The organism is Nocardioides alcanivorans, from assembly GCF_021555175.1.
GTDB lineage: Bacteria > Actinomycetota > Actinomycetes > Propionibacteriales > Nocardioidaceae > Nocardioides > Nocardioides alcanivorans.
Window position 1 is genome coordinate 77,613 of the sequence record NZ_JAKGRW010000026.1, and the last position, 22,629, is coordinate 100,241.

General features: G+C 68.6%; 20 protein-coding genes and 1 riboswitch. Of the genes, 2 read left to right on the top strand and 18 right to left on the bottom strand.

Going from position 1 to position 22,629, the window contains the following annotated elements; translation table 11 throughout:
- The 8 genes from folK to hpt form a co-directional block, all read right to left on the bottom strand.
- The gene (folK, locus tag L1066_RS14290) at positions 1–570 is read right to left on the bottom strand and encodes a 2-amino-4-hydroxy-6-hydroxymethyldihydropteridine diphosphokinase (RefSeq protein WP_235736957.1); all 570 of its coding nucleotides are present in this window, start codon (positions 568–570) and stop codon (positions 1–3) included.
- Positions 567–1,040 carry a dihydroneopterin aldolase gene (gene folB, locus L1066_RS14295; protein ID WP_312007823.1) on the bottom strand — a complete coding sequence of 158 codons (474 nt, stop codon included), beginning with the start codon at positions 1,038–1,040 and terminating at the stop codon, positions 567–569. Before folB ends, folK begins: the two co-directional genes overlap by 4 nt.
- Complete coding sequence (folP, locus tag L1066_RS14300; protein WP_312007825.1) at positions 935–1,807, bottom strand: dihydropteroate synthase; 873 nt, start codon at positions 1,805–1,807, stop codon at positions 935–937. Before folP ends, folB begins: the two co-directional genes overlap by 106 nt.
- Before the next feature lie 2 nt (positions 1,808–1,809).
- Positions 1,810–2,376, bottom strand: coding sequence for a GTP cyclohydrolase I FolE (gene folE, locus L1066_RS14305; protein ID WP_446499910.1), 567 nt, complete (start codon positions 2,374–2,376; stop codon positions 1,810–1,812).
- A gap of 41 nt (positions 2,377–2,417) precedes the next feature.
- Positions 2,418–4,448 (bottom strand): ATP-dependent zinc metalloprotease FtsH, encoded by a 2,031-nt coding sequence (ftsH, locus tag L1066_RS14310; RefSeq protein WP_235736959.1) that lies wholly within the window; start codon positions 4,446–4,448, stop codon positions 2,418–2,420.
- A gap of 100 nt (positions 4,449–4,548) precedes the next feature.
- Positions 4,549–5,808 (bottom strand): SGNH/GDSL hydrolase family protein, encoded by a 1,260-nt coding sequence (locus L1066_RS14315; RefSeq protein ID WP_235736960.1) that lies wholly within the window; start codon positions 5,806–5,808, stop codon positions 4,549–4,551.
- A gap of 49 nt (positions 5,809–5,857) precedes the next feature.
- A complete protein-coding gene (locus L1066_RS14320) occupies positions 5,858–6,562 on the bottom strand; it encodes a YwaF family protein (RefSeq protein ID WP_235736961.1) in 705 nt (234 codons plus the stop codon).
- Positions 6,563–6,700: 138 nt separating this feature from the next.
- Positions 6,701–7,252, bottom strand: coding sequence for a hypoxanthine phosphoribosyltransferase (gene hpt / locus L1066_RS14325; protein ID WP_235736962.1), 552 nt, complete (start codon positions 7,250–7,252; stop codon positions 6,701–6,703).
- A gap of 122 nt (positions 7,253–7,374) precedes the next feature.
- Between hpt and L1066_RS14330 the strand changes: the two genes are divergently transcribed.
- Positions 7,375–8,415, top strand: coding sequence for a VanZ family protein (locus L1066_RS14330; RefSeq protein ID WP_235736963.1), 1,041 nt, complete (start codon positions 7,375–7,377; stop codon positions 8,413–8,415).
- A 122-nt stretch (positions 8,416–8,537) separates the two neighbouring features.
- Here the strand turns inward: L1066_RS14330 and tilS are convergent, their stop codons facing one another.
- From tilS to dacB, 3 genes are all read right to left on the bottom strand, one after another.
- Positions 8,538–9,518 carry a tRNA lysidine(34) synthetase TilS gene (gene tilS, locus L1066_RS14335; RefSeq protein WP_235736964.1) on the bottom strand — a complete coding sequence of 327 codons (981 nt, stop codon included), beginning with the start codon at positions 9,516–9,518 and terminating at the stop codon, positions 8,538–8,540.
- Positions 9,515–10,543, bottom strand: a complete 1,029-nt coding sequence (locus L1066_RS14340; RefSeq protein WP_235736965.1) for an Rv3626c family coenzyme F420 biosynthesis-associated protein — start codon at positions 10,541–10,543, stop codon at positions 9,515–9,517. The genes tilS and L1066_RS14340 overlap by 4 nt, the downstream gene beginning before the upstream one ends.
- Before the next feature lie 92 nt (positions 10,544–10,635).
- Positions 10,636–12,054: a D-alanyl-D-alanine carboxypeptidase/D-alanyl-D-alanine endopeptidase gene (dacB, locus tag L1066_RS14345; protein WP_235736966.1), complete on the bottom strand. Its 1,419-nt coding sequence runs from the start codon at positions 12,052–12,054 to the stop codon at positions 10,636–10,638.
- A 128-nt stretch (positions 12,055–12,182) separates the two neighbouring features.
- On the opposite strand from dacB, the gene L1066_RS14350 reads away from it, so the two are divergent.
- The gene (locus tag L1066_RS14350; RefSeq protein ID WP_235736967.1) at positions 12,183–12,674 is read left to right on the top strand and encodes an inorganic diphosphatase; all 492 of its coding nucleotides are present in this window, start codon (positions 12,183–12,185) and stop codon (positions 12,672–12,674) included.
- Positions 12,675–12,838: 164 nt separating this feature from the next.
- Here the strand turns inward: L1066_RS14350 and L1066_RS14355 are convergent, their stop codons facing one another.
- The 7 genes from L1066_RS14355 to L1066_RS14385 form a co-directional block, all read right to left on the bottom strand.
- Positions 12,839–14,824: an acyl-CoA dehydrogenase family protein gene (locus L1066_RS14355; protein ID WP_235736968.1), complete on the bottom strand. Its 1,986-nt coding sequence runs from the start codon at positions 14,822–14,824 to the stop codon at positions 12,839–12,841.
- A gap of 71 nt (positions 14,825–14,895) precedes the next feature.
- Entirely contained in the window at positions 14,896–16,170 is a 1,275-nt protein-coding gene (locus tag L1066_RS27800) for a C40 family peptidase (RefSeq protein WP_235736969.1), read from the bottom strand.
- 330 nt (positions 16,171–16,500) lie between these two features.
- Positions 16,501–17,472: an IS481 family transposase gene (locus L1066_RS14365; RefSeq protein ID WP_235736970.1), complete on the bottom strand. Its 972-nt coding sequence runs from the start codon at positions 17,470–17,472 to the stop codon at positions 16,501–16,503.
- A gap of 104 nt (positions 17,473–17,576) precedes the next feature.
- Positions 17,577–18,626, bottom strand: a complete 1,050-nt coding sequence (locus L1066_RS14370) for a phosphatase PAP2 family protein (RefSeq protein ID WP_235736971.1) — start codon at positions 18,624–18,626, stop codon at positions 17,577–17,579.
- Positions 18,627–18,693: 67 nt separating this feature from the next.
- Positions 18,694–19,695: an ABC transporter ATP-binding protein gene (locus L1066_RS14375; RefSeq protein WP_235736972.1), complete on the bottom strand. Its 1,002-nt coding sequence runs from the start codon at positions 19,693–19,695 to the stop codon at positions 18,694–18,696.
- A gap of 5 nt (positions 19,696–19,700) precedes the next feature.
- The gene (locus L1066_RS14380; protein ID WP_235736973.1) at positions 19,701–21,341 is read right to left on the bottom strand and encodes an ABC transporter permease; all 1,641 of its coding nucleotides are present in this window, start codon (positions 21,339–21,341) and stop codon (positions 19,701–19,703) included.
- 30 nt (positions 21,342–21,371) lie between these two features.
- The gene (locus L1066_RS14385) at positions 21,372–22,478 is read right to left on the bottom strand and encodes a thiamine ABC transporter substrate-binding protein (protein ID WP_235736974.1); all 1,107 of its coding nucleotides are present in this window, start codon (positions 22,476–22,478) and stop codon (positions 21,372–21,374) included.
- Positions 22,470–22,581: riboswitch (TPP riboswitch) on the bottom strand. It overlaps the preceding gene by 9 nt.
- Positions 22,582–22,629: the final 48 nt, after the last annotated feature.

Here is a 22,629-nt window from a genome sequence, read left to right on the forward strand (position 1 = left end):
TCACTGGATTTCGATGGACAGATCGTCGCGTCGCGCGATGCCGCTCTCGTCGAGCTCCTCGAGCAGCTTCGCGATGGGGCCGGACCCGAGCAGCACGGCGTCGGACTCGAGGTCGTGCCACGGACGCAGCACGAAGGCACGCTCCGCAGCCCGCGGGTGCGGCAGCTGGAGCTCTTCGGTGGAGGAACGACGGTCGCCCACCACGATCAGGTCGACGTCGAGGGTCCGCGGCTCGTTGGGGGTGCCGCTGCGCTGGCGACCGAAGGCGTCCTCGATGGCCAGGGCCCGGTCGAGCAGGGTGCGGGCCGACAGGGTGCTGTCGAGCTGCACGACGGCGTTGAGGAACTTCGCCGAGCCCTCCGGGGCACCCACGGGCTCGGTCTCGTAGACAGGAGACACATCGGTCAACCACACCTCGGGAGTGTCGGCGAGCGAGTCCACGGCGCCCTGCAGGCTGGTCATCCGGTCGCCCTTGTTCGAGCCGATGGCGAGCACGCACCGACGGATCGGGTGCATCTCGCCGGTGAGGGTGTCGGCGTCGATGATGTGAGGGTTGGGGGTCTCAGTCACGGCGTGGTCATCCTCTTCCGGGTGATCGTGAGGGCGACGTCCGAGAATGTCGCCTCGATGGGGGCGTCCGGTTTGTGCAGGGTCACCCGCACCCATTCAACACGATCGTCGGTGAGGCAGACGTCCGCGATGCGTTGGGCAAGGGCTTCGATCAGGTCAACTGGGTCGCGTTCCACCGCAGCCTTCACGGAGGACACGAGCGTCCCGTAATCCACGGTGTCACGCAAGTCGTCCGAAGCCGCGGCAGGGCTGGTGTCGAGGCCGAGGACGAGGTCGACCACGAAGGTCTGTCCTTCGCGTCGCTCGAAGTCGAACACCCCGTGGTGTCCGAAGCATTCGACCCCGATCACGGCGAGCTCATCGGTCACGATCTGGTTCCTCCTCCACCGCTCCGGCGAGCCTCGGCAAACCTCGATGCGACCCTGAGTGCGTCGCAACAGGCACGGACGTCGTGCACCCGCAGCCCCCACACCTGGCGTTCGGCCAGGAGCGTGAGGAGCGAGACATGGGCGAACTCCCGTTGGTCGACCGCTCGTGGGCCCGCGTCGTCGGCCAACAACTGCCCCAGGAAGGTCTTGCGGCTGGCCCCCACCAGGATCGGGTGGCCCAGCTCCTCGAAGCGGCCGAGGTTGGCCACCAGGTCCCAGTTGTGGTCAGCCGTCTTGGCGAAGCCGAGACCCGGGTCGAGGATGAGCCGATCGGGCCGGATGCCAGCCGCGAGGGCGGCGTCGCGACGTACGCCCAGCTCCTCCAGGACGACACCCACGACCCCGCCGGGACCGTCGTACGACGCGTAGGTACTGCTCTGCATCTCGTCGCCGTGGGCGCGCCAGTGCATCGCGACATAGCCCGCGCCGAGCTCGGCGACCGTGTCGAGCATCGCCGGATCGGCCAGACCGCCCGAGACGTCGTTGACGATCGTCGCACCGGCCTCGACGGCTGCCCGGCAGACGGACGCCCGCATCGTGTCGACGGAGATCGTGATGCCCTCCTCGGCGAGGGCGCGGATGACTGGCACCACGCGGGCCAGCTCCTCGCTCTCGACGGGACGGGTGGAGCCGGGGCGCGTGGATTCGCCGCCGACGTCGATCAGGTCGGCTCCGGCGGCCACCAGCGCGCGGCCGTGTGCCACCGCGGTCTCCGTGGTCGCCCAACGTCCGCCGTCGGAGAAGGAGTCAGGCGTCACGTTGAGCACACCCATGACAGCGGTGCGTCCGAGCGGGGCCTGCGCAGCCACGATCAGCGCCCGCTGTGGATCAGCGCCATCGCCTCGCTGCGGGTGGCAGGGTTGTGCATGATGCCGCGGACGGCGGAGGTGATGGTGCGCGCCCCGGCCTTGCGGACACCGCGCATCGTCATGCACAGGTGCTCGGCCTCGATCACCACGATCACGCCACGTGCCTCGAGGATCTCCATGAGGGCGTCGGCCACCTGCGTGGTCAGTCGCTCCTGCACCTGCGGGCGCTTGGCGAAGACGTCGACGAGCCGGGCAAGCTTCGAGAGCCCGGTGATCTTGCCGCTCTCGGCGGGGATGTAGCCCACGTGCGCGACGCCGGTGAAGGGCACCAGGTGGTGCTCACACATCGACCACAGCTCGATGTCACGCACCAGGACCATCTCGTCGTGGCCGATGTCGAAGGTGGTGGTGAGCACGTCCTCAGGGGCCATGTGCAGCCCGGCCGTCACCTCGGCGTAGGCGCGCGCCACCCGGGCCGGGGTCTCGCGGAGGCCTTCACGGTCGGGGTCCTCGCCCATGGCGATGAGCAACTCACGAACCGCAGCCACCGCCCGGTCGTGGTCGAACACCGGGACGTCGGCGGGGTCGGAGAGGTGGCTGATCGGATCGGTCACGCTCCTGCCCCCGACGGTCCCTGGATGTCGGGCCCACCGTGGAGGTCGCCGCCGGGGCCGGGAGGCGTGATGACGGCGCCACCGTCGGAGGTCTCCTCCTCGGTTGCGGAGGCGGTCTTGCCGTTGACGATGACGGGCGGGATGGTCGACGGCACCCGGGTGTCGGAACCGGTCCACGCCGGGCGGGCTGCCCGGCGCCGCAGCGGTTCGAAGACCGTGGCGATCTCAGCCTTGTCGAGGGTCTCGCGCTCGATCAGAGCCACCACGAGCGAGTCGAGCACGTCGCGGTTCTCCTCCAGGATGTCGAACGCCTCCTGGTGGGCCTGGGTGAGCAGCTTCTTCGTCTCGTCGTCCACGATCGCGGCGACGTCTTCCGAGTAGTTGCGCGCATGGCCCATGTCGCGGCCCAGGAACGGCTCGCCCTGGGTCTCGCCGAGCTTGATGGCACCGAGTTTCTCGGTCATGCCGTATTGCGTGACCATCGCACGGGCCAGGTTGGTGGCCTTCTCGATGTCGTTGCCGGCGCCGGTCGTCGGGTCGTGGAAGACCATCTCCTCGGCGGCGCGGCCACCGAGCATGTAGGCGAGCTTGTCGAGCATCTCGCTGCGGGTCTGGGAGTACTTGTCCTCGTCGGGCAGCACCATCGTGTAGCCCAGCGCGCGACCCCGAGGCAGGATCGTCACCTTGTGCACCGGGTCGGTGCCGGGCAACGCCGCAGCGACGAGGGCGTGGCCGCCCTCGTGGTAGGCGGTGATGAGCTTCTCCTTCTCGCTCATCAGGCGGGTGCGACGCTGCGGACCGGCGATGACGCGGTCGATCGCCTCGTCGAGCGCGGCGGCGTCGATGATCTTGCCGCTCTGGCGGGCAGTGAGCAGCGCTGCCTCGTTGAGCACGTTGGCCAGGTCGGCACCGGTGAAGCCCGGCGTACGGCGGGCCACACCGAGCAGGTCGACCGAATCGGGGATCGGCTTGCCACGCGAGTGGACCTTGAGGATCTGGTGGCGACCGTTGAGGTCGGGGGCGTCCACCTGGATCTGCCGGTCGAAGCGACCGGGGCGCAGCAGCGCGGGGTCGAGCACGTCGGGACGGTTGGTGGCGGCGATGAGGATGACGCCGCCGCGCACGTCGAAGCCGTCCATCTCGACGAGGAGCTGGTTGAGGGTCTGCTCACGCTCGTCGTGACCGCCGCCCATGCCGGCACCGCGGTGGCGGCCCACGGCGTCGATCTCGTCGATGAAGACGATGGCGGGGGCGTTCTCCTTGGCCTGCTCGAAGAGGTCACGCACACGCGAGGCACCGACTCCGACGAACATCTCGACGAAGTCCGAGCCGGAGATGGAGTAGAACGGCACACCGGCCTCACCCGCGACGGCGCGGGCGAGGAGCGTCTTGCCGGTTCCGGGCGGTCCGTAGAGCAGGACGCCCTTGGGAATCTTGGCGCCCACCGCCTGGAACTTGGCCGGCTCCTGGAGGAACTCCTTGATCTCCCCGAGCTCCTCGATCGCCTCCTCGCAGCCTGCGACGTCGGAGAACGTGGTCTTGGGCGTGTCCTTGGTGATCAGCTTGGCCTTGGACTTCGCGAACTGCATCACGCGGCCGCCGCCACCCTGCACGGAGTTCATCAAGAAGATGAAGAGCAGGATGATCAGCGCGAAGGGCAACAGCGTCGCCAGCAGCTGTCCCAGGAAGCTCGGCTGCGGGTTCTCGGAGTTCGACTTCTCGATCTTGCCGGCCGCCACCTGCTCGCGGACCTCACGGATCAGGTCGTTCTGCTGACCACTGACCCAGTGGGTGCTGACCTTGCGGCCACCATCGCGGTCGACGCCCTTGTCGAGCGTCGCCTGGATCTCCTGGTCGTTGTCGATGAAGGTGATCTCATCGACCTGCCCGGACGAGATGTAGTCCTCCATCTCGGAGGTCTCGATCTCGTCCCAGCCTCCGCCGGGCGCGAGGAACTGCAGAGCGAGCAGCACTCCCACGACGGCAAGGACGATCCAGAGCCAGGGCCCCTTGAATATGCGCTTCACAGGCTTCTCTCAAGCAGGCTCAGGGCAGGCCTGAGCAGCGACGTACGTAGGTTCTGACGTTACAGGAACCAGCCAACGCCTCCGGGCCCACGGGGGTGGATCAGCGCTTCAGGCACGCAGGGCGCTTCACCTTGATGACACGCTCCAGCCTGAGCTCCTTGTCCCGCACCCGCACGACCGCCCGGACCTTGCCCTTGTGCTTCGCGAGCTTCCTGGCCACCTTGTTCAGCTTGTAGGGCGCCGCCTTGTCGACACCGAGCCTGCGCTCGCCGAGACGGAACTCCACCCGCACGACCTGCTTCTTGCCACCCTTCACGCGGGCCTTGAGCTTGCCGGCCTTGCACCTCGCGGTGAGGTTCGTGCTCTTCAACGCCTTCCTGAGGGCGGCCGTGCGCTCGGCGTCGGTGGGCCCCTCGGGCTCGACCGGTGCGCCGAAGCCGGTGCAGGAGTCGTCGAACTCCGGCACGTCCTCGCCGCGCTCCTCGCGGATCGTTCGAATGACCTGCTGGGCCATCGCGACGTGGCCACAGGTGGACGGGTGGAGCATGGCGCCGTCGTTGTGGACCTCCATCGCTCGAATCCACTGCTTCGCCGGTTCTGCGCAGGCAGTGTGCTGGTCGATGTTGGGCGTCTCACGCAGGTCCACGAAGTTGACGTCCTTCTCGGCGGCGACCTCCGCCAACATGTCGGAGAGCTCGTCGATCAGACCTTGGACGTGATTGAACTCCGCAGGATCGAGCGGGAGGGTCGTCGGGCAACCGTTCTCCGGAAGATAGGTGCCGTAGCCGATCACGAAGATCTCGGCCTGCGGCGCACGCGACTTCGCCTCATCGAGGCCAGCGAGCATCTTGACGCGGGCGGACTCGATCCCGTCACGGGCCCGCTGCGTGCCCGACTCGTCGGCGACACAGTCAGCGACGAAACAAGACGCCGCCAGACCCACCAGCCCCATGTCGTTGCCACCGAGGGTGCCGAAGGTGATCAGCGTGGTGTCCGCGGTGAGGCCGTCGAGCTGCGGCGGGTTCGTGAAGCCAGCACGCACCTGGGGTTCCGTCAGGTCCTTGGTCTGCGCGCCCCCGCAACTGACGTCGTTGAAGTCCGCGACCGCCAACTCCTCAGCCACCAGCGATGGGAAGTTGGCCCCGCTGCGCTCGCATCCCGCCACGAGGATCGGCCGGACCCCCGGCCCGGAGACGAACGAGTCACCGAAGGCGACGTAGTGGTCACCCTCCGGCGCGGGCGCCGCTTCCTGCACGGCCGTGGCTTCCGGCAGTGGCTCCGGTCCCCCGGCGGCAGGTACGGCGCTCAGCACCAGACCCGCCAGCGCTGCGACAGCGGACAGTGCGGCAGCCTTGTGCATCGATCCCTCCCAAGATCTCCCCGCCCGATGCGGGGTGACCTAGGTCATATCAGGCCGATGCCCTCTCGCGCCAGCGCCACAGCCCCACCATCGTCGCCCAGAGGGCCGCGACGAGGAGGACCTCGGTGACGACGTACGCGGGCCAGGGGCCGAGGAGGTCGAGGGCCGAGCCGCCCCCGGGCTTGCCGTTGAGATAGCCGTAGTTGGTGCCGGCCGCGCCGTTGAACACCATCACCGAAGCGGCCCAGACGGCGGTGAAGACGAAGGTGACGCGGAAGTCGCGCCACGTGGGGACGATCCGCAGACCCCAGACGAGGTAGACGCCCGACCAGACGATCAGCCAGTGCATGCCCCAGAACATCCAGAAGCGGGGCGCACCCCATCCCGAGGCGAGGTCAGGGGTCACCATCCCCTGCACGGTGAGCGTCAGCCCCCACAGCCAGGTGGCGGCGACGGCCCAGCCGCGCCTGGTCCACAGGGCAAAGACCGCAACCATCCACGCGATGTCGCAGATCTGGAACGGCAGTGAGGTGTCGAGGTCCCACTCCGCCGGCGTGAACTGCAGGACCTGCATCGGCACGGTGAAGAGCGGGATCGCCAGGGCGAAGCATCGGTTGAAGCGGTCTTCGGCGCGGCTGCCACGCAGGGACCGCCCGAGCATGACGAGGACGATGCAGCCGAGGAGGAAGACGGCGAGCATCGCCTGGTGGACGAGGCCGAAGGAGACGAAGTCGGTGCGTTGCGCGGCGAGCATGCAGCCAGCCTTGCCGGCACAGGCATCCGCGCGCGTGAGGCGGCGTACTCAAAAAACCGGGGTGGCTCGAGGCAGCGGGGTCTCGACAGGCTCGACCACCGGGGTGCGGTTCGACCGCCGAGGTGGCGGGCGGAAGGATCAGGAGTAGACGTGCGGCGCGAGCGTGCCGATGTCACGCAGGTTGCGGTAGCGCTCCTTGTAGTCGAGGCCGTAGCCGACCACGAACTCATTGGGGATGTCCCAGCCGACGTACTTCGGCTCGACCGGCATCGACAGCGCCTCGGGCTTGCGCAGCAAGGTGGCGATCTCGACGCTCGCCGGGTTGCGGCTCGACAGGTTGGAGATCAACCAGCTCAACGTGAGGCCGGTGTCGATGATCTCGTCGACCACGAGCACGTGACGCCCGGAGATGTCGGTGTCGAGGTCCTTGAGGATGCGCACGACGCCGGAGGACTTGGTGCCGGAGCCGTAGGAGCTCACCGCCATCCAGTCCATCTCGAGGTGGCGCCCCATCGACCGGGAGAGATCGGCCATGACCATGACCGCGCCTCGGAGGACGCCGACCATGAGCAGGTCCTTGCCCTCGTAGTCGGCGGTGATCGTGTCCGCCATCTCCTGCAACTTTGCCTGGATCTGTTCCTCGGTGAAGAGGACGTTGATCAGATCGCTCTCGACATGGGCGGAATCCATGACGCCAGAGTGTCACACCCGATGCGACTGCACACGCCGGGGCAGTGATCCGTGGACACCTGCTGAGGCGCCGGTCACTCACCCGGGTGTGCCCGACCGCCGGGCCGCCGTACGATCCCGCCATGTCGTCCAACATGACCAACGCGGTGCTCTCGCTGGTGGGTGGCGGAGCGCTCGCGATCTTGTTGTTGATCCCGGTGGCGGCCTATCAATACAGGCGCGACGGCCGCTTCACGCTCGGCGACATCACTGTCATGTTGAGTGCCGCCGTCTACGGACTGGCGCTGTGGGCCTACACGATGCTGCCGCTGCCGGAGAGCGGCTACTCCTGCGTCGGCAAGCAGCTCACTCCCGGCGCGACGATCCGGGAGATCCAGCCGCTGCGGGGCGAGGGCTGGGCCACGATCGTGCACGACCCCGCTTTCTTGCAGGTCGCACTCAACCTCGTGCTCTTCGTGCCGCTGGGCTACTACGTGCGGCGAGTGCTCGGCCGAGGCATCGTCACCGCCACGTTCGTGGGACTCGGGGTGTCGCTGATGATCGAGGTGACCCAAGCCAGCGGCTTGTTGTTCCTCTACCCCTGCGCCTACCGCCTCTTCGACGTCGACGACCTGACGGTCAACACGCTGGGGGCGGCGGTGGGCTCGGTGCTCGCCCTCGCGTTGGTACGTCGCCGTCCCGACTCCCCGCGGCCGTTGCCGACCACGCTCACCTTGGGAAGACGCTGGATGGGCATGGCCTGCGACCTGCTGTTCGTGCTGCTTCTGGGCGCGACCGCCGCCGTGATCTATCGCGCCTGGGTGCTCTACTGGGTCGACGGCGAGATCCACTCGTGGATCCAGACAACGCTGCAATGGGGTCTGCCCGGGTTGGTCCAGGCCCTCATGGTGCTCACCGCCGGGCGAACGGTTGGCGAGTGGGTGGTCTCCGTGACGACCGCGCCGCGACGACTGCCCCTGCCGGCGGCCCGGTCGGTCAAGCTGCTCCTGGGTGTCGCGCCGCTCCTGGCGCTCGGGGCCGCCCACACCTCGTGGTCGACCCCGACCCTCTTCGCGTTCCTGTTCGTCACCGCCGCCGCGCCCGTCTTCACCCGTGACCGTCGCGGCCTCTCCCACCTCGCCGCCGACCTCGACCTCCACGTCGCCGCGCGGACCAGCAAGTAGCTCCCGCGAACCTTCACTGGGAACACGCGAACCCTCACTAGGAACGCGCGAACCCTCAGTTGAGGCGCGCAGCTTCCTCCTTGGTGAAGGTTCGCGCCGCCTGAGTGAAGGTTCGCGTGTTCCTAGTGAGGGTTCGCGGCGAAGCGGACCTCACCGTCGGCGCGCAGCGCACGCACGTGCCCGGGCAGGTCGATCCAGCGCTGTCCGCGCCAGTCGGTGACGAGTCGGTCGACCTCCACGACGTGCTCGTGGAAGAGCTCGTCGGGCAGGGCGCCGGCAGCGACTGCGGCCGCACGGAGGGCTCGGGTGCGCAGCGACTCCGGCAACTCCGCGAGGCCTGTCACCGAAAGCCCGGTCGCCGTCGATACCGAGGCGAACGCGGCGTCGGCCATCGAGTCCAGCAGCTCCATGTCGGGCCGCAGCAGGTCGGCAGTGCGGGCGAGCGACTCGGTGACCCCGGGCCCGAGTTCACGCTCGAGCAACGGCAGCACCTCACGGCGTACCCGCACCCGGGTGAAGGAGGGATCGGCGTTGTGGGGGTCCTGCCACGCGGTCACGCCGAGCGCAGCGCATGCCGCCTCGGTCTGAGCGCGCGAGACGTCGAGAAACGGACGCACACAGCGGTCGAATCGCCGCCGCATCCCCGCCACGGAACGCCCGCCGGAGCCGCGCGCCAACCCGAGCAGCACGGTCTCGGCCTGATCGTCGCGGGTGTGGCCGAGCAGCACCCACCGGGCTCCGACCTGCTCGGCCACCTGACCGAGCACCTGGTAGCGCGCCTCCCGGGCAGCCGCCTCCGGGCCCATGCCACGGGCGTCGACCTGGACGGTCGCAGTGAGCGTCTCGTCAACACCCAGTCGGGCCATCAGCTCCACGGTGGTGGCTGCTTGGTCGGCCGAACCGGCCTGCATCCCGTGGTCGACGGTCACCCCGACCACGCGGACGCCGACCTTGGTGGCCTCGAAGACGGTGGCAGCCACGAGGGCGGTCGAGTCGGCACCACCGGAACACGCCACGACAGCGACGTCCCCCGGAGCGCCCTCCGCCAGCACCCGGCGTACGGCGACCCGGGTGGCGGCGAGCGCGGGGTCGAGCCGGCTCATCCGTGGACGCGGGCGACCCAGGAGTCCGGGTCGTGGATCTCGGCCTTCGACGGCAGGTTGTCGGCGCTGGCCCACACGGCGTTGAAGTCGGTCATGCCGACCTTGTCGACGACGTGGCGAACGAAGGTGGCCCCGTCACGGTACTGCGCCATCTTGGCGTCCATGCCGAGGAGACGACGCAGGATCTTGTCGAGCGGACCGACGCCCTTGCGGCGTTGGGTGAACTTGCGACGGATGGAGGCAACCGACGGGATCACGCCGGGACCGACGCCGTCCATCACCACATCTGCGTGCCCCTCGAGCAGCGACATCATGCCGGTGATCCGATCGATGGCCACCCGCTGCTCGTCGTTGCTGACTGCGTCCATCAGGCTGCCACCCCGCAGTGCCTGGACCGCTGCACGCAGGCCGTCCTCGAGCGCCTTCTCGTCAGGGGCCATCGTCGCGGCGAGCGACTCCACCTGCTTCATGAGGTGGTCGCGCATCCACGGCACCGCCGTGAACTGCACCCGGTGGGTCTCCTCGTGGAGGCACACCCAGAGTCGGAAGTCAGCAGGGTCGGCCTGGATCTGCTGCTCGACGTGCACCACGTTGGGCGCCACCAGCAACAGCCGGCCGTGGGGATCGTGGAACGGGTCGAACTGGCCGAGCACCCGGGTGCCCATGAACCCGAGGAGCACGCCGACCTCGGCACCGGTGATGCGGGAGCCGAGCCTCTGGGTGACGCCACCCGTCTTGCGCTTCGACATGACCGTGTCAACGACGGGGCCGAGCACGGTCGCGAAGCTGTCGGCATTGGCCTGCACCCATCCCGGTCGGTCGACGACCAGCACCGGCGCGGTGCCGTCGGGAGCATCGAGCTGGGCGAAGTCACGCACGAGGTCGGTGGACCGGACGGCGGCTGCTCGCAGATCGGCCACAGCCCGCTCGGCTGCGGCCCGTGTGGTCGTCGGGCCCTCGCCGACGATCCTGGACCCGATGCGCACCGCGGTGTCCCAGTCGATGAAATCACTCGGGTCGCTCATGGGGACGACCCTACGAGACCGGTGTCTACCCCACGGGCTCTGATGTGATCTGGGGGTCCGATCGAGGGTCGGAGTCAGGCCCCCAGGTCACATCAGCCACAGTGACACGCGGCGAGGTCGGCAGTGAAGTCGTCGATCGCCTTGCGAGCACCGAGCGCCTTCATCGGGTCGACCTTGTCGGCAAGGATCACGAAGGTCATCAAGGTGCCGTCGACGTCGAGCACCGTGCCGGCAAAGCCGTGGACCCCGGTGAGTGTGCCTGTCTTGGCACGTACTCGGCCGAGACCCTCAGGATTGCTCGACGCCAGCCGGTAGGTGGCCGATCCACTGAAGCCGGCGACCGGGAGTCCCTCGACGATGCCGCGCAGGTGATCCTGTTCAGCAGCCGTCGCCAGCACCGCGAGCAGGCTCCGGGCGGTCAGGACGTTGTGGCGCGAGAGTCCCGACCCGTCGAGGATCGTGGTGCCCTTGAGCGGGATGCCCAAGCGCTTGAGCACCTCACGCACGCCCTGCGTCCCGCCGCCGAAGTCGGCACCAGTGCCCTCGGCGATGCCCACGTGCCGGGCCAGCACCTCGGCACCGTTGTTGTCGCTGACGGCGATGACGTGCTCGGCGATCTGCTGCACCGGGGCAGAGTCCACGCCGGCGATCTCGGCCCCGTCCGTCGTTCCGGTGCGGGGCTTCCCCTTGACCTTGACGCCTGCGTCCCTGAGCAGTCCGGCGAAGGTACGCGCCGCGGCCTGGGCGGGCTCGGCGATGTGGACCTGCGACTCCTTGTCCTTGCCCTCGTCGGCCCACAGCGACGTGATCGGCGCGACCTCGCTCGGGAAGTAGCCGGGTTCCCACTCGGGGCTGAGACCGGGGCCATCGAAGAGGGTGTCGTCGAAACGAAGCCTCACCCTGGTCGTGCCCGCGTTGAGCAGGGCCGCCGCGGTCTCGGCCGCGAGCGTGGTCAGGTCGGCGCGCTGCGGCCAGGCGGACGCCTCGGAGGGCTCCGTGGCCAGGAAGGGGTCGCCGCCGCCGACCAGCACGATGGTGTCGGCACGCTCGCCGCGGCGTACCGACGTGCGGAAGGTGTGGTCGGGCCCCAGCGACTCCAGGGCAGCGAGGCCCGTGGCCAGCTTCATGAGGGAGGCCGGCGTCCCGCTCGCGGTGCCGTTGTCCCACCAGAGCGTGCCGTCGGGTGCACCGACCGCAGCGATGACGTGAGGTCCGAGGTCTTCGTTGGCGAGCGCAGCCTGCACAGCGCGGCGTACGGCGTCACGCGAGATGGGCGAGTCGGTGGCGGCAGGCGCTGCGACCGGCACCGGCGCGGCCAGCTCGGGGAGGTCGAGCCCTTCGGGCGCCGGCACCTCCTGCGGCTCCGCGGGGGCTTCCTCGGCAATGCCCAGGCGCTTGCCGAGATCGATCTCGAAACCGATGAAGGCGGTGGCCAGGACGGCCAGCACCAGTGCCACCGGCAGCCACGCCGACGGGCCGCCGAGGCGGCGGTGTCCAGTGGTGCGGGTCACCCGTTCTCCTCCTCGATTTACGCGATCAGGGCCATTGTGCGCGACAATGGCCCGCGCACTCCTGTCCGGGGTGCGCAAGTTCGCCTGTCCGACGCGCGAGATGTCGGCCGACCCTGGAGGAAAGTAGCGTGGAGTTCGAAGTCTTGGTGGAGATCCCCAAGGGCTCGCGGAACAAGTACGAGGTGGACCACGAGACCGGCCGGATCCACTTGGACCGGATGCTCTTCACCGCGATGGGCTACCCGGAGGACTACGGCTACATCGAGAACACTCTCGGCAACGACGGTGACCCGCTCGACGCGCTCGTCATCCTGCAGGCCCCCACGTTCCCCGGCTGCATCATCCGCTGCCGCGCCATCGGCATGTTCAAGATGACCGACGAAGCCGGCGGCGACGACAAGATCCTGTGCGTGCCCGCGGGCGACCCGCGGCTGGCGCACCTCGAGGACATCGAGCACGTCTCGAAGTTCGACCGCCTCGAGATCCAGCACTTCTTCGAGTCCTACAAGGACCTCGAGCCCGGCAAGTCCGTCGAGGAAGGCTCCGAGTGGGTCGGCCGGCTCGACGCCGAGGCCGAGATCCAGGCCTCGATCGACCGCTTCAAGGCCTCCGCCCACTGAACTCCCCTCACCGCGCCCCGCGTCTCGTGAGCAGGTGAAACGGAGCGGGGCCGTCGGCCTCAACTTGGGTAGTCCCTGACGAACTTGTAGTCCTTTCGCACGGATGACTACAAACTCGTCAGGGACTACCCTTTTGACCGGGTGCGCCGGAGCTCGGAGGCGAGTCACTGCCAGCTGAGCAGCTCCTCGGCGCGGAGGACCTCCTCCGGGATGCCGAAGGCGTCGACGAAGTCGACGGCCAGCGGACGGACCTTGCGACACAGGCTGTTGATCTCCCGGCTGATCGCCTTGGAGCGCTGGACGGTCAGGCGACCGTGCTCCATGAACCAGGCCCGATCGGCCTCGATCGTGGTCAGCGCATGCAGGTCGACCAGCAGGCCCAGAGCGACCTTCTCGTCGGAGTCGGGCATTGCGGCCACCTTGTCGATGAAGGCGTCGAGCACGAGCCGTTCCACGTGGGCACGTGCCGTGGCGATCACGTGGTCCTGCACCGCGGAGAACACCTCGCCCGCGTCCATGCCGTCGGCGACGCCGCTCTTGAGGCGACGAGCGACGCCACTGATCATGTGCTCCTCACGGAAGCGGAGCATGGCCTGTTGGAAGTTGGGGTCGAGCAGGCCGGCCTCCTGGTCCCACTCGTCGCCACCGGGCAGTAGGTCCTTGACCCGCTCGAGGAGCTTGGCCACGCTGGTGCGCTCGATGACCGTCTCGACCGCCAGCTCGGCCACGAAGCGGACCATGCCGAGTTGGTCGAGATCGGAGAAGTCGGAGGAGTAGCCGGTCAGCAGGCCCTTGGCGACCAGCTGCAGGAGCACCGTGTTGTCACCCTCGAAGGTGGTGAAGACGTCGGTGTCGGCCTTGAGGGCGGCGAAGCGGTTGCGAGCCATGTAGCCAGCGCCGCCACAGGCCTCGCGACACTCCTGGATCGTGCGGGTCGCATGCCAGGTGCCGAACGCCTTGGTACCGGCCGCCCGGGACTCGAGTGCGCGGCGGGTGTCCTCGTCGGCGTCCTCGCTGCCGAAGACCTCCCCAAGCCGCTCCACGAGCACTTCCTGCGCGAAGTGCAGCGCATAGGTGTGCGCGACCAAGGGCAGCAGCCGCCGTTGGTGCTGGCCGTAGTCGAGGAGGAGCTGCTCGGGCTGGTCGTCGCCGGCCGCGAACTGACGGCGGCGGTCGGCGTACCGGACCGCGATGTTGAGCGCGACCTTGCTGGCGTTGATGCCGCCGCCACCCACGGAGACGCGGCCCAGCACCAGCGTGCCCAGCATGGTGAAGAAGCGGCGGTTCGGGCTGTCGATCGAGGAGGAGTAGACGCCCTCGGTGGAGACGTCGGCGAACCGGTTGAGCAGAGCGGTGCGCGGCACCCGGACGTCGTCGAACCAGATCTGGCCGTTGTCGACGCCGTTGAGGCCGAGCTTGCGCCCGGAGTCCTCGATACGGACGCCGGGCAGCACCCGCTCGCCATCGCGCAGCGGCACCACGAAGGCGTGCACGCCCTCGCTGTGATCACTGATGTGGAGTTGCGCGAAGACCACGGCGAGCTGCGCGTGACGTGCGGCGTTGCCGATGTAGTCCTTGCGCGAGTTGTCATCGGGGGTGTTGATGACGAACTCGTCGGTTGCCGGGTCGTACGTCGCCGTGGTGCCGAGCGCCTGCACGTCGGAGCCGTGACCACGTTCGGTCATCGCGAAGCATCCGAGGAGACTGCCGTCGATGGCACCCGGCAGGTAGGCGTCGTGGTGCTCTCGAGATCCCAGCTGCTGGATGGCTCCGGCGAAGAGTCCGAACTGGACACCGATCTTCACCAGCAACGACAGGTCGCCGAATGCCATCGTCTCGAAGGCGGCGACCGACGCACCGACGTCGGCAGCGCCGCCGTACTCCTTGGGCATGCCGAGTGCCGTCTGGCCGGTCGCCGCCACTTCGAGCAGGACGTCACGCACGCGATCGCGGTAGGCGTCCACGCCGAGCTCCTCGGCTTCGTGGAGGAGCTCCCGGTGCTTGGCCAGGTTGCTGCGGACCAGAGCGCGGACCTCGGCGTACTCACCGTCGAGGAACTCCGTCAGCGCAGCGACGGACGGCTGTGGTTGGCGGTATCCCGACTCGGACCTGGTCGACTCTGCTTCGGGCTGCGACACGTCAGTGGCCATGACCCCGAGGCTAGCCGCCGGGCGGTGGCGAAACGACACTTCTGGCCTGTCGGGACAGCGCTGCCGGTGGTTCAGGGGCGCGCGAAGAAGTTGGGTGGGATCCAGTAGTACATGGACTCCTCGGTGACCGGGCGACCTGTGCGCGGGGCGTGCACGATCTTGCCGTCGCCGACGTAGAGCGCCACGTGGTGGATCGAGGAGGGGTCGCTGGTGGTGCCCCAGAAGACCAGGTCGCCGCGCTTCAGGTTGCCGGCGGAGATCGGCGTGGACGCGGCGTACTGCCCGGCCGAGTAGTGCGGCAGCGATGCTCCACCCCTGCCCCAGGCAGCCATGGTCAGTCCAGAGCAGTCCCAAGCGTTGGGGCCCGCCGCACCCCAGACATAGGTGTCACCGATCTGGGCCCGCGCGAAGGCGATCACCGCGTCGACCGAGCCACTCGGCGCGGGGGCCGGGTCGGGGGCTGGCCCCGGGCGTACGTCGTTCCCCGGCTTCTCGCCACTCGGCTCGTCCGAGCCAACCGGCCGATCCGTCTTCTCCTGCGCGGCCTGCTGGGCCCTGGACTCCTGCTCGGCAGCCTTGCGGGCACGAACCCGCGCCCGCTCCTCGAGCGCGTTCTGACGACGAGTGGCCAGCGAGACCGACACGCCCTGCAGACGGGCGAGCTCGGAGACGAGACGTTCCTTCTCAGCGGCGACCGACTGCGCCTCGCGAAGCGCCGCCTGTTCGGCCTGCTGTGCCTGCGTGCGAGCGACCCTGGCCTGGGCCGCGAGGTCCTCGGCGCGGTCCTGCGCCTTCGCGGCATCCGCCGTGGCGATCCCGGCCAACTCGGCGGCGGCATCTTCGGCCGCCTCGAGATCACGGATCGCGGTGCTGGTGCCGTAGTAGGTGTTGGCCTGGGTGAGCACACCCTCGACGCTGTCCGCGTCGGCGATCGCGCCGAGGGCACTCAGTTCAGGAGCAGACTCGTATTGCCCGACGAGAAGGGTGTCGAGTTCGGATCGGCGCTGCTTGAGGTCGGCCAGGGCCTGCTTCTCCGCGGCAGCCGCCGCGGCCGCCTCCGTACGGGCCTCACGAGCTTCCCACCGGGCTGCATTCCACGCCTCGAAGGCGGCTGCGGTGCGGACGGAGGCCTGCTCGGCACGGTCCTGGGCGAGCACCAACTCGGTGCGCACTGCCGAGACGTCACGACTTGCGTCGGACGCGGCACGCTCCGCGCGTCGTACGTCGCTCTTGGAGGGGGCATCGCCGTCGGGCTCGGCGGCCGCCTGCACGAGTGCGCTGCCGGAGACGACGAGACCCAGCACCGCGACGGGGACAGCCAGCTTGAGGCGGTTGATGCGTCTCACGCTGGCTGTCCTCTCGTCGACGGCGCCCTTGAGTGACTTCCCTTCACTCAAGGAACACGCGGCACGTTAGTACTCACGAGTCACAAAGGAAACAGGAATCTCGATTTTTCTCAACTTTGTCGGCGTGTCGACTTGAAAACTACAACGATGTAATTCCTGATTCCGCGCTGCGATGGCGAGACGACGACCGCCACAGCAGCATCACTGCGTAACGAAAATGCCCTCTTGTGGGCCGTTGCTACGGCCTACAAGAGGGCATTTCCCGCCCGGGCGGGGAATCCACACCCGTACGACGGGTGGCTGCGGACAAGCGCTAGTTGTACTCGGCCATCAGGTTGGTGACAGTCGGCTGATCGGTGGGAGGCCGCCGAGTGCGCTGTGGCGGCGTTCGGTGTTGTAGAGCTCGAGCCAGGGCGCAAGGGCGGCCAGGCGGTCTGCGTTGGTGGTGAAGACCTGGCGGTAGGCCCACTCGGTGGCCAGAGTGCGGTTGTATCGCTCGACCTTGCCGTTCTGCCACGGGCAGTGCGGGCGTATGAACTTGTGTCGGGCGCCGATCGTCACCAATGCCTGGCGAACATCGTTGGACTTTCGGTAGGACCAGTGGTTGTCGGTGATGACCCGCTCGATGGTGTCGATGCCGTGCTGGGCGAAGTAGGTAGCGGCGCGCAAGATGAACGCCGCGCAGGTCGGCCCTTGCTCGTCGGGCAGCGCTTCGGAGTAGGCCAGCCGGGAGTGGTCATCGACCATCGAGTGGATGTAGTCGTAGCCGATCTTGGCGCGCTTCTTCACCGCGGTTGACCCCATCTGGCGACCGTGGGCCTTCCACCCTCCGCCATCGGGGATCTTCCCGATCTTCTTCACATCCACGTGAACCAGTTCGCCAGGCCGCTCACGTTCGTAGCGCTGCGCGGTGTGTTTCGAGGACCGGATGACGTCACCGGTCATCGGGTCGCACTCGCGTAGGTAGGGCACTTGATGCCGGCGCAGAATCCGCGACACGGTCCGTGCTGGAACCCCGACCTTTGGGCCGAGTACGTCGGGGCCGTCGCGATGCTCACGCCGGCCTGCGAGAACTTTCTGCTCGACCTCGTCACTGGTCTTGGTCGGCGTGCTGTGGGGGCGCGAGGAACGAGTCGCCAAACCGGCCTCGCCTTCGGCGGCATAGCGGTCGATCCACGTGCGCACGCACTTGCGGGAGACACCCATCGCGGCAGCGATGTGGGCTTGGGGCCAACCGGCCTGATGGCGTTGAACGATCAGTCGACGACCGTGAACGGTCAGCCGGGCATTACCGTGGCACACGAGAACCTCCGTGTGGAAGTGGGCCTTAGACAAGCCACATCCCATTCGGAGGTTCTCGTTCGTTCAACCAGGCTCGCCGCTACCAACGTCCTGGCCGAGTACAGCTAGTCGTCTGCCTCGATGGGGATCTTCGAGGTGGTGGTCGTCGGATGGGACGACAGCCCGTGTCTGTCGAACTTCTGACCCGATGCCAGGCCACCGAGGTAGAAGGAGATGATCGCGATGGCGACGCCGGCGATGTCGTCGGCGACGTAGTGCCATCCGAAGTAGAGGGTGGCGATGACGGTGAGGGTGAAGTTGGTCCACATCACCCAGTGCACCCAGCGGATCTTGACTGTGTACTGCGCCATCAGCGCCCACAACAGGCTGACCCCGGTGTGCAGGCTCGCGAACGCCGCCACTGTCTGTGGCCCGTCATAACCTGCCCACCACAGCGCGGCCTCGCGACTGTTGTAGAGCGAGTTCATGAGGTCGGTGGTGTTCGTGTGTGCCAGGTCGAGATAGCGCGCCGGGTACTCGAAGCCGGGCCCGAGCGAGGGAAGCATGTAGTAGGTGGCCGTGCCCAGGGTCCAGATGAGCACCTGGCTGGTCACGAACCAGTAGCCGTAGGAGATGTTCTTCGACCACACGCACCAGATGGCCACGAAGACCGCGACCATCGGGATGAAGAACATGTAGACGGCCGAGAGGATGTGGGCCATGAAGGTGGTGCCGAAGATCCCGTGCACGACCCCCGCCGGCGTGTGGCCGAAGAAGAGCGCGTGATCGAGGATGTCGAGTGGCCGGTCGTAGTTCGCGTCACCGAGGATCAGCGGCAGGAACGACTTGAGGTTCCGGTAGGAGACGTAGGTCAGGTAGAAGCAGACGATGCCGAGCATCACCAGGGTGAAACGCTCGCGGTTCCAGTGCTGCTCCCAGCGCTCCTTGATGACCACGACCATGGCCTTGGGGCGGCCCTTCGCGAGCCACAGGGCCCGCGGCACCAGGTCGACGAAGAGCGCCGCCAGACAGAGCAGGGGCAGACGCATCCACGAGGGACCGAGGAAGCCGTCCGGGTCGATCAGTCGACGGTCGAGGGCGGTCGCCGCGATGAACGCGAGGACCACCATGAGAGCGGCGACTCCGATGAGGAGGGCATAGGCGCGGCGATACACGCCGGGGAGTTTAGTGGACGGTCCACCGATCGCCCCTGTCCCCGTATGGCGCCGGGTCGCTCCGGGCTCAGCTCCCGCCCAGAACGGCGAGTCGGTCACCGACCACTCGAAGGCTCACCGCGGAGCCCACCTCGCCCCATTCCTGAGCGCTCCTCGCAACTGCCGAGAGCACGCCGATGCCGGGCACGTCGACGGTCAGGCGGAGCAGTTCGGGTGCCGACCGGAAGGCCAGCACCGTGCCGACGAGCGCACCACCGGGGTGCACCTCCAACGCCGAACGTCGCAGCGCGACGGCATGCGCGTCGGGGAGCCCCGCCTCACGCAGCAGCGCACCCGCTGCTGCGCCTTCGAGCACCCGGTCGTAGCCGAGGAAGATCGCCGCCTCGGCGTCGACAGGGGCGGCCCAGACGTCGGCGGGCGCCCCGGACTGCACGACCCGGCCCGCGCGCATCAGGGCCATTCGGTCGGCGACCGCGAAGGCCTCCTCATGGTCGTGGGTGACCAGCAGGGCCGTCGTGCCCTCAGCAGTGAGGATCCGGCGGAGGTCGCCGGCCAGCCGGTCACGCAGTGCGGCGTCGAGGGCGCTGAGCGGCTCGTCGAGCAGGAGCAGCCGCGGCCGTACGGCGAGTGCCCGCGCCAGCGCGACACGTTGGCGTTCTCCACCCGACAACTCATCGGGCCGACGATCGGCAAGGGCCTCGAGACCGATCAACGCCAGCAGTTCGGCGACGCGTGCCTTCACCTCCGGGCGGGGACGCCGACGGATCCGGAGCGGGTAGCCGATGTTGCCGGCCACGGTCTGCTGGTTGAAGAGCTGCCCGTCCTGGAACATCAGCGCGAAGCCGCGCTTGTGGGTGGGCACCCGCGACAGATCCTTGCCCTCCGCCCGGATCGCACCGCTGGCCGAAGGCTCCAGGCCCGCCACCGCACGCAGCAGCGTGGACTTGCCACAACCCGACGGCCCGAGCACGGCGAGCACCTCGCCGCGGGTCACCTCGAGCGAGACGTGCTCCACGGCCGGAGTGTCGGCGTACCGGACCGTGAGGTCGGTGATCTCGAGCATGGTCATGACAGTCAGAACCCTCCCACTCCGGGCACCCGGAGTCGTTCGACCAGCACCAGCGCCGTCGCGGTGACGGCGGCCAGCACCACCGATGCCGCTACGGCGGTGCCGTAGTGGTGCGCCCCCGGGGTGCCGAGCAGCTTGAAGATGAGGACGGGCAACGTCGGGTGCTCCGAGCGTGCCAGGAACGACGTGGCACCGAACTCCCCGAGCGAGACGGTGAAGGCGAAGCCGGTGGCCGCCAGCAGCGGCTGCCACACCACCGCGAGGTCGACGGCGAGGAAGGTCCGCCATGCCGGCGCCCCCAGACTGGCAGCCGCCTGGCGCTGCCGGTCGTCGATGCCCGCCAGCACCGGCACGAGGATCCGGACCACCAGCGGCAGCGCCACCAGCGCCTGGGCGATCGGCACCAGCAGCGGTGAGTCACGCAGGTCCAACGGCGGTTCGTCGAGGGCGATGAAGAAGCCGAAACCGAGCGTCACTGCGGAGACACCGAGGGGCAGCATGAAGAGCCCGTCGAGCAGACCACGCAGCCGCCGCTCCGCCGGACCGTGGGAGCGCCGGGTCACCGCGAGGGCGACCAGCAGTCCCAGCAGCACCGCCATCCAGGTGGCGTCGAAGGCGACACGAAGGGAGTTGACGAGTGCCTCGGTCACGGTGGCCGGGATCGCCGGGTCGTCGGCGGCCGACAGGCGCCGGTAGTTGTCGAGGCTCCACGCCTCGCCGACGCGGAACGAGCGCGCGACCAGTGACGAGATCGGCACCAGCACCAGCAGCGCACCGGCGACGGCGACGAGCACCGCGGGCAGGTCCACGAGGCCGGGCCGCTTCGGTCGGGCGACCACGCGTTGCCCCGTCGTCTGCCCCTTCCGGGCCCGCTGCGCGACCGCCAGGAGCAACACGACGACCGCGAACTGCAGCAGGCACAGCGCCGCTGCGGCAGGCAGGTCGAAGAGCACCGTCGTCAGCAGGTAGATCTCGGTCTCGATGGTGGCGTGGCGCATCCCACCGAGCACCAGCACGACACCGAAGGATGTCGCGCAGAAGAGGAAGACGACGGTCGCCGCCGACACCACCGATCCGCGCAACGCCGGCCACGTCGCCACCCGGAAGACCTGCCATGGCGTCGCCCCCAACGCGGCCGCGGCCTGCCCCGGACGTGGATCGAGGCTCTCCCACGCCGTCCCGACGGTGCGCACCACGACGGCAAGGTTGAAGAAGACCATCGCCGCGATGATCGACCACGGGGTGCCGTCCCACCCGAGGAACGCCAGCGGGCCACCCACCCCGAGCAGCTGATCGAAGGCCACGCCGACCACCACGGTCGGCAGCACGAACGGCGCCATCAGGATCGTCCGGATCACCCGGGCACCCGGCACCGCCAGGCGATGCAGGGCGTACGCCGTGGGCACACCCAGGAGCACCGTGGCGACAGTGGCGACACCAGCCGCCCAGACGGTGAACCACAGCACCCGCAGGGTGCGCTCGCGACGGAGCGCCTCCCATGCGGGCGCGGGGTCCCACTGTCCGTCCGGCCACAGGCCGAGGCCGATCATCGAGCTGACGGGGAGCACGAAGAAGGCGCCCAGCACCAGCACCGGCAGACCGGCCAGGCCCACCAGCGCAGCGAGCCGGCGGGCGGTCCCGGTCATCACCTCACCCCCGGCTCGTGCTCCGCTCGATCAGCGCGAGGTCAGGTCGGTCCACGTCGTCAGCCACTCCTGGCGGTGCTCGTCGATGTCGTCGGCCGACACCTGCAGCGGTTCGTCCGGTTGAGTGGCGAACTTCGCCCAGTCGTCCGGGAGCGCGACGGTGTCGTCGACCGGGAAGACATACATCTGCTCGGGCAGGGCAGCCTGCACCTCGGAGCTCAGCAGGAACTCCAGGACCCGCGCGGCACCGGCGGGGTTGTCGGCGCCTGCCAGCACACCGGCGTACTCCACCTGTCGGAAGCAGGTGTTGAGCAACGCCGAGGTGGTGGACTCGCCGCTCGCCTCGTCGATGGTGAAGGCCGGGGAGGTGTCGTAGGAGACGACGATGGGGCGATCGCCCTCACCCCCACCGGTGAAGTCACCGTAGTAGGCCTCGCTCCAGCCGGGACTGAGCGAGGCACCGTTGTCGAGCAGCCGCTCCCAGTAGCCCTGCCAGCCGTCCTCGCCGAACTCGGCGATCGTGGCGAGCAGGAAGGCGAGCCCGGGCGAGCTCGTGGTGGCTGCCGGAATGGCGGTCAGGTCACGCCACGCCGGGTCGGCCAGGTCGTCGAAACCCTGCGGCGGGAGCTGGTCGTGCTTCTCGAACCAGGCGTTGTCGACGTTGACGCAGACCGAGGCCTGGTCGACCGGCACCAACTGGTCGCCCGCGGCGCCGTCGAGGCGCAGCTCCTCGGCGCTCCCGGGCAGCCTCACCGCGTGGTCGGCGAAGACGCCGGCCTCGACGGCGCGGGTGGCGAAGGTGTTGTCGACGCCGAATGCCAGGTCTGCGAACGGATTGTCCGCGTTGAGTGCCAACTTGGTGGTGAGCTTGCCGGCGTCGCCGGAGGGCCGCACCTTGAGCGTGATGCCGGTGTCCTTCTCGAACTGCTCGACGAGCTCGTCGGGCAGGCTGAACGACTCGTGCGTGGCCAGCACGACACTGGTCCCCCGCAGGTCCTCCGGGCTCGCCGACGGATCGGAATCCGACGACTTGTCGTCGTCACCGCTCCCGATCAGGGAGCATCCCGTGAGGGCGGTGGCCAACGCCAGGGCGAGCACGCTCGCTCGCCGGGCACGACGGTGCGCGAAATGACTCAACTTCCGACTCCCTTCGCCGGTCTTAACCGGATCAGGTCGTGAGGGTCTGCGGCGGATCCGCACTCTCAGCTCACCCGCATGGGTGGGCTCCCTGTCTGTTGATGTCAGCCTAACTGTCGACGGCACCCGTAGGAGCGCGGGGTGCGCTCGA

Coding starts and splice junctions, on each gene's coding strand:
- L1066_RS14315 (WP_235736960.1), bottom strand. CDS start 5,808: ATGCACAAGGCTGCCGCACTGTCCGCTGTCGCAGCGCTGGCGGGTCTG.
- L1066_RS14320 (WP_235736961.1), bottom strand. CDS start 6,562: ATGCTCGCCGCGCAACGCACCGACTTCGTCTCCTTCGGCCTCGTCCAC.
- hpt (WP_235736962.1), bottom strand. CDS start 7,252: ATGGATTCCGCCCATGTCGAGAGCGATCTGATCAACGTCCTCTTCACC.
- L1066_RS14330 (WP_235736963.1), top strand. CDS start 7,375: ATGTCGTCCAACATGACCAACGCGGTGCTCTCGCTGGTGGGTGGCGGA.
- tilS (WP_235736964.1), bottom strand. CDS start 9,518: ATGAGCCGGCTCGACCCCGCGCTCGCCGCCACCCGGGTCGCCGTACGC.
- L1066_RS14340 (WP_235736965.1), bottom strand. CDS start 10,543: ATGAGCGACCCGAGTGATTTCATCGACTGGGACACCGCGGTGCGCATC.
- L1066_RS14355 (WP_235736968.1), bottom strand. CDS start 14,824: ATGGCCACTGACGTGTCGCAGCCCGAAGCAGAGTCGACCAGGTCCGAG.
- L1066_RS14375 (WP_235736972.1), bottom strand. CDS start 19,695: ATGACCATGCTCGAGATCACCGACCTCACGGTCCGGTACGCCGACACT.
- L1066_RS14380 (WP_235736973.1), bottom strand. CDS start 21,341: ATGACCGGGACCGCCCGCCGGCTCGCTGCGCTGGTGGGCCTGGCCGGT.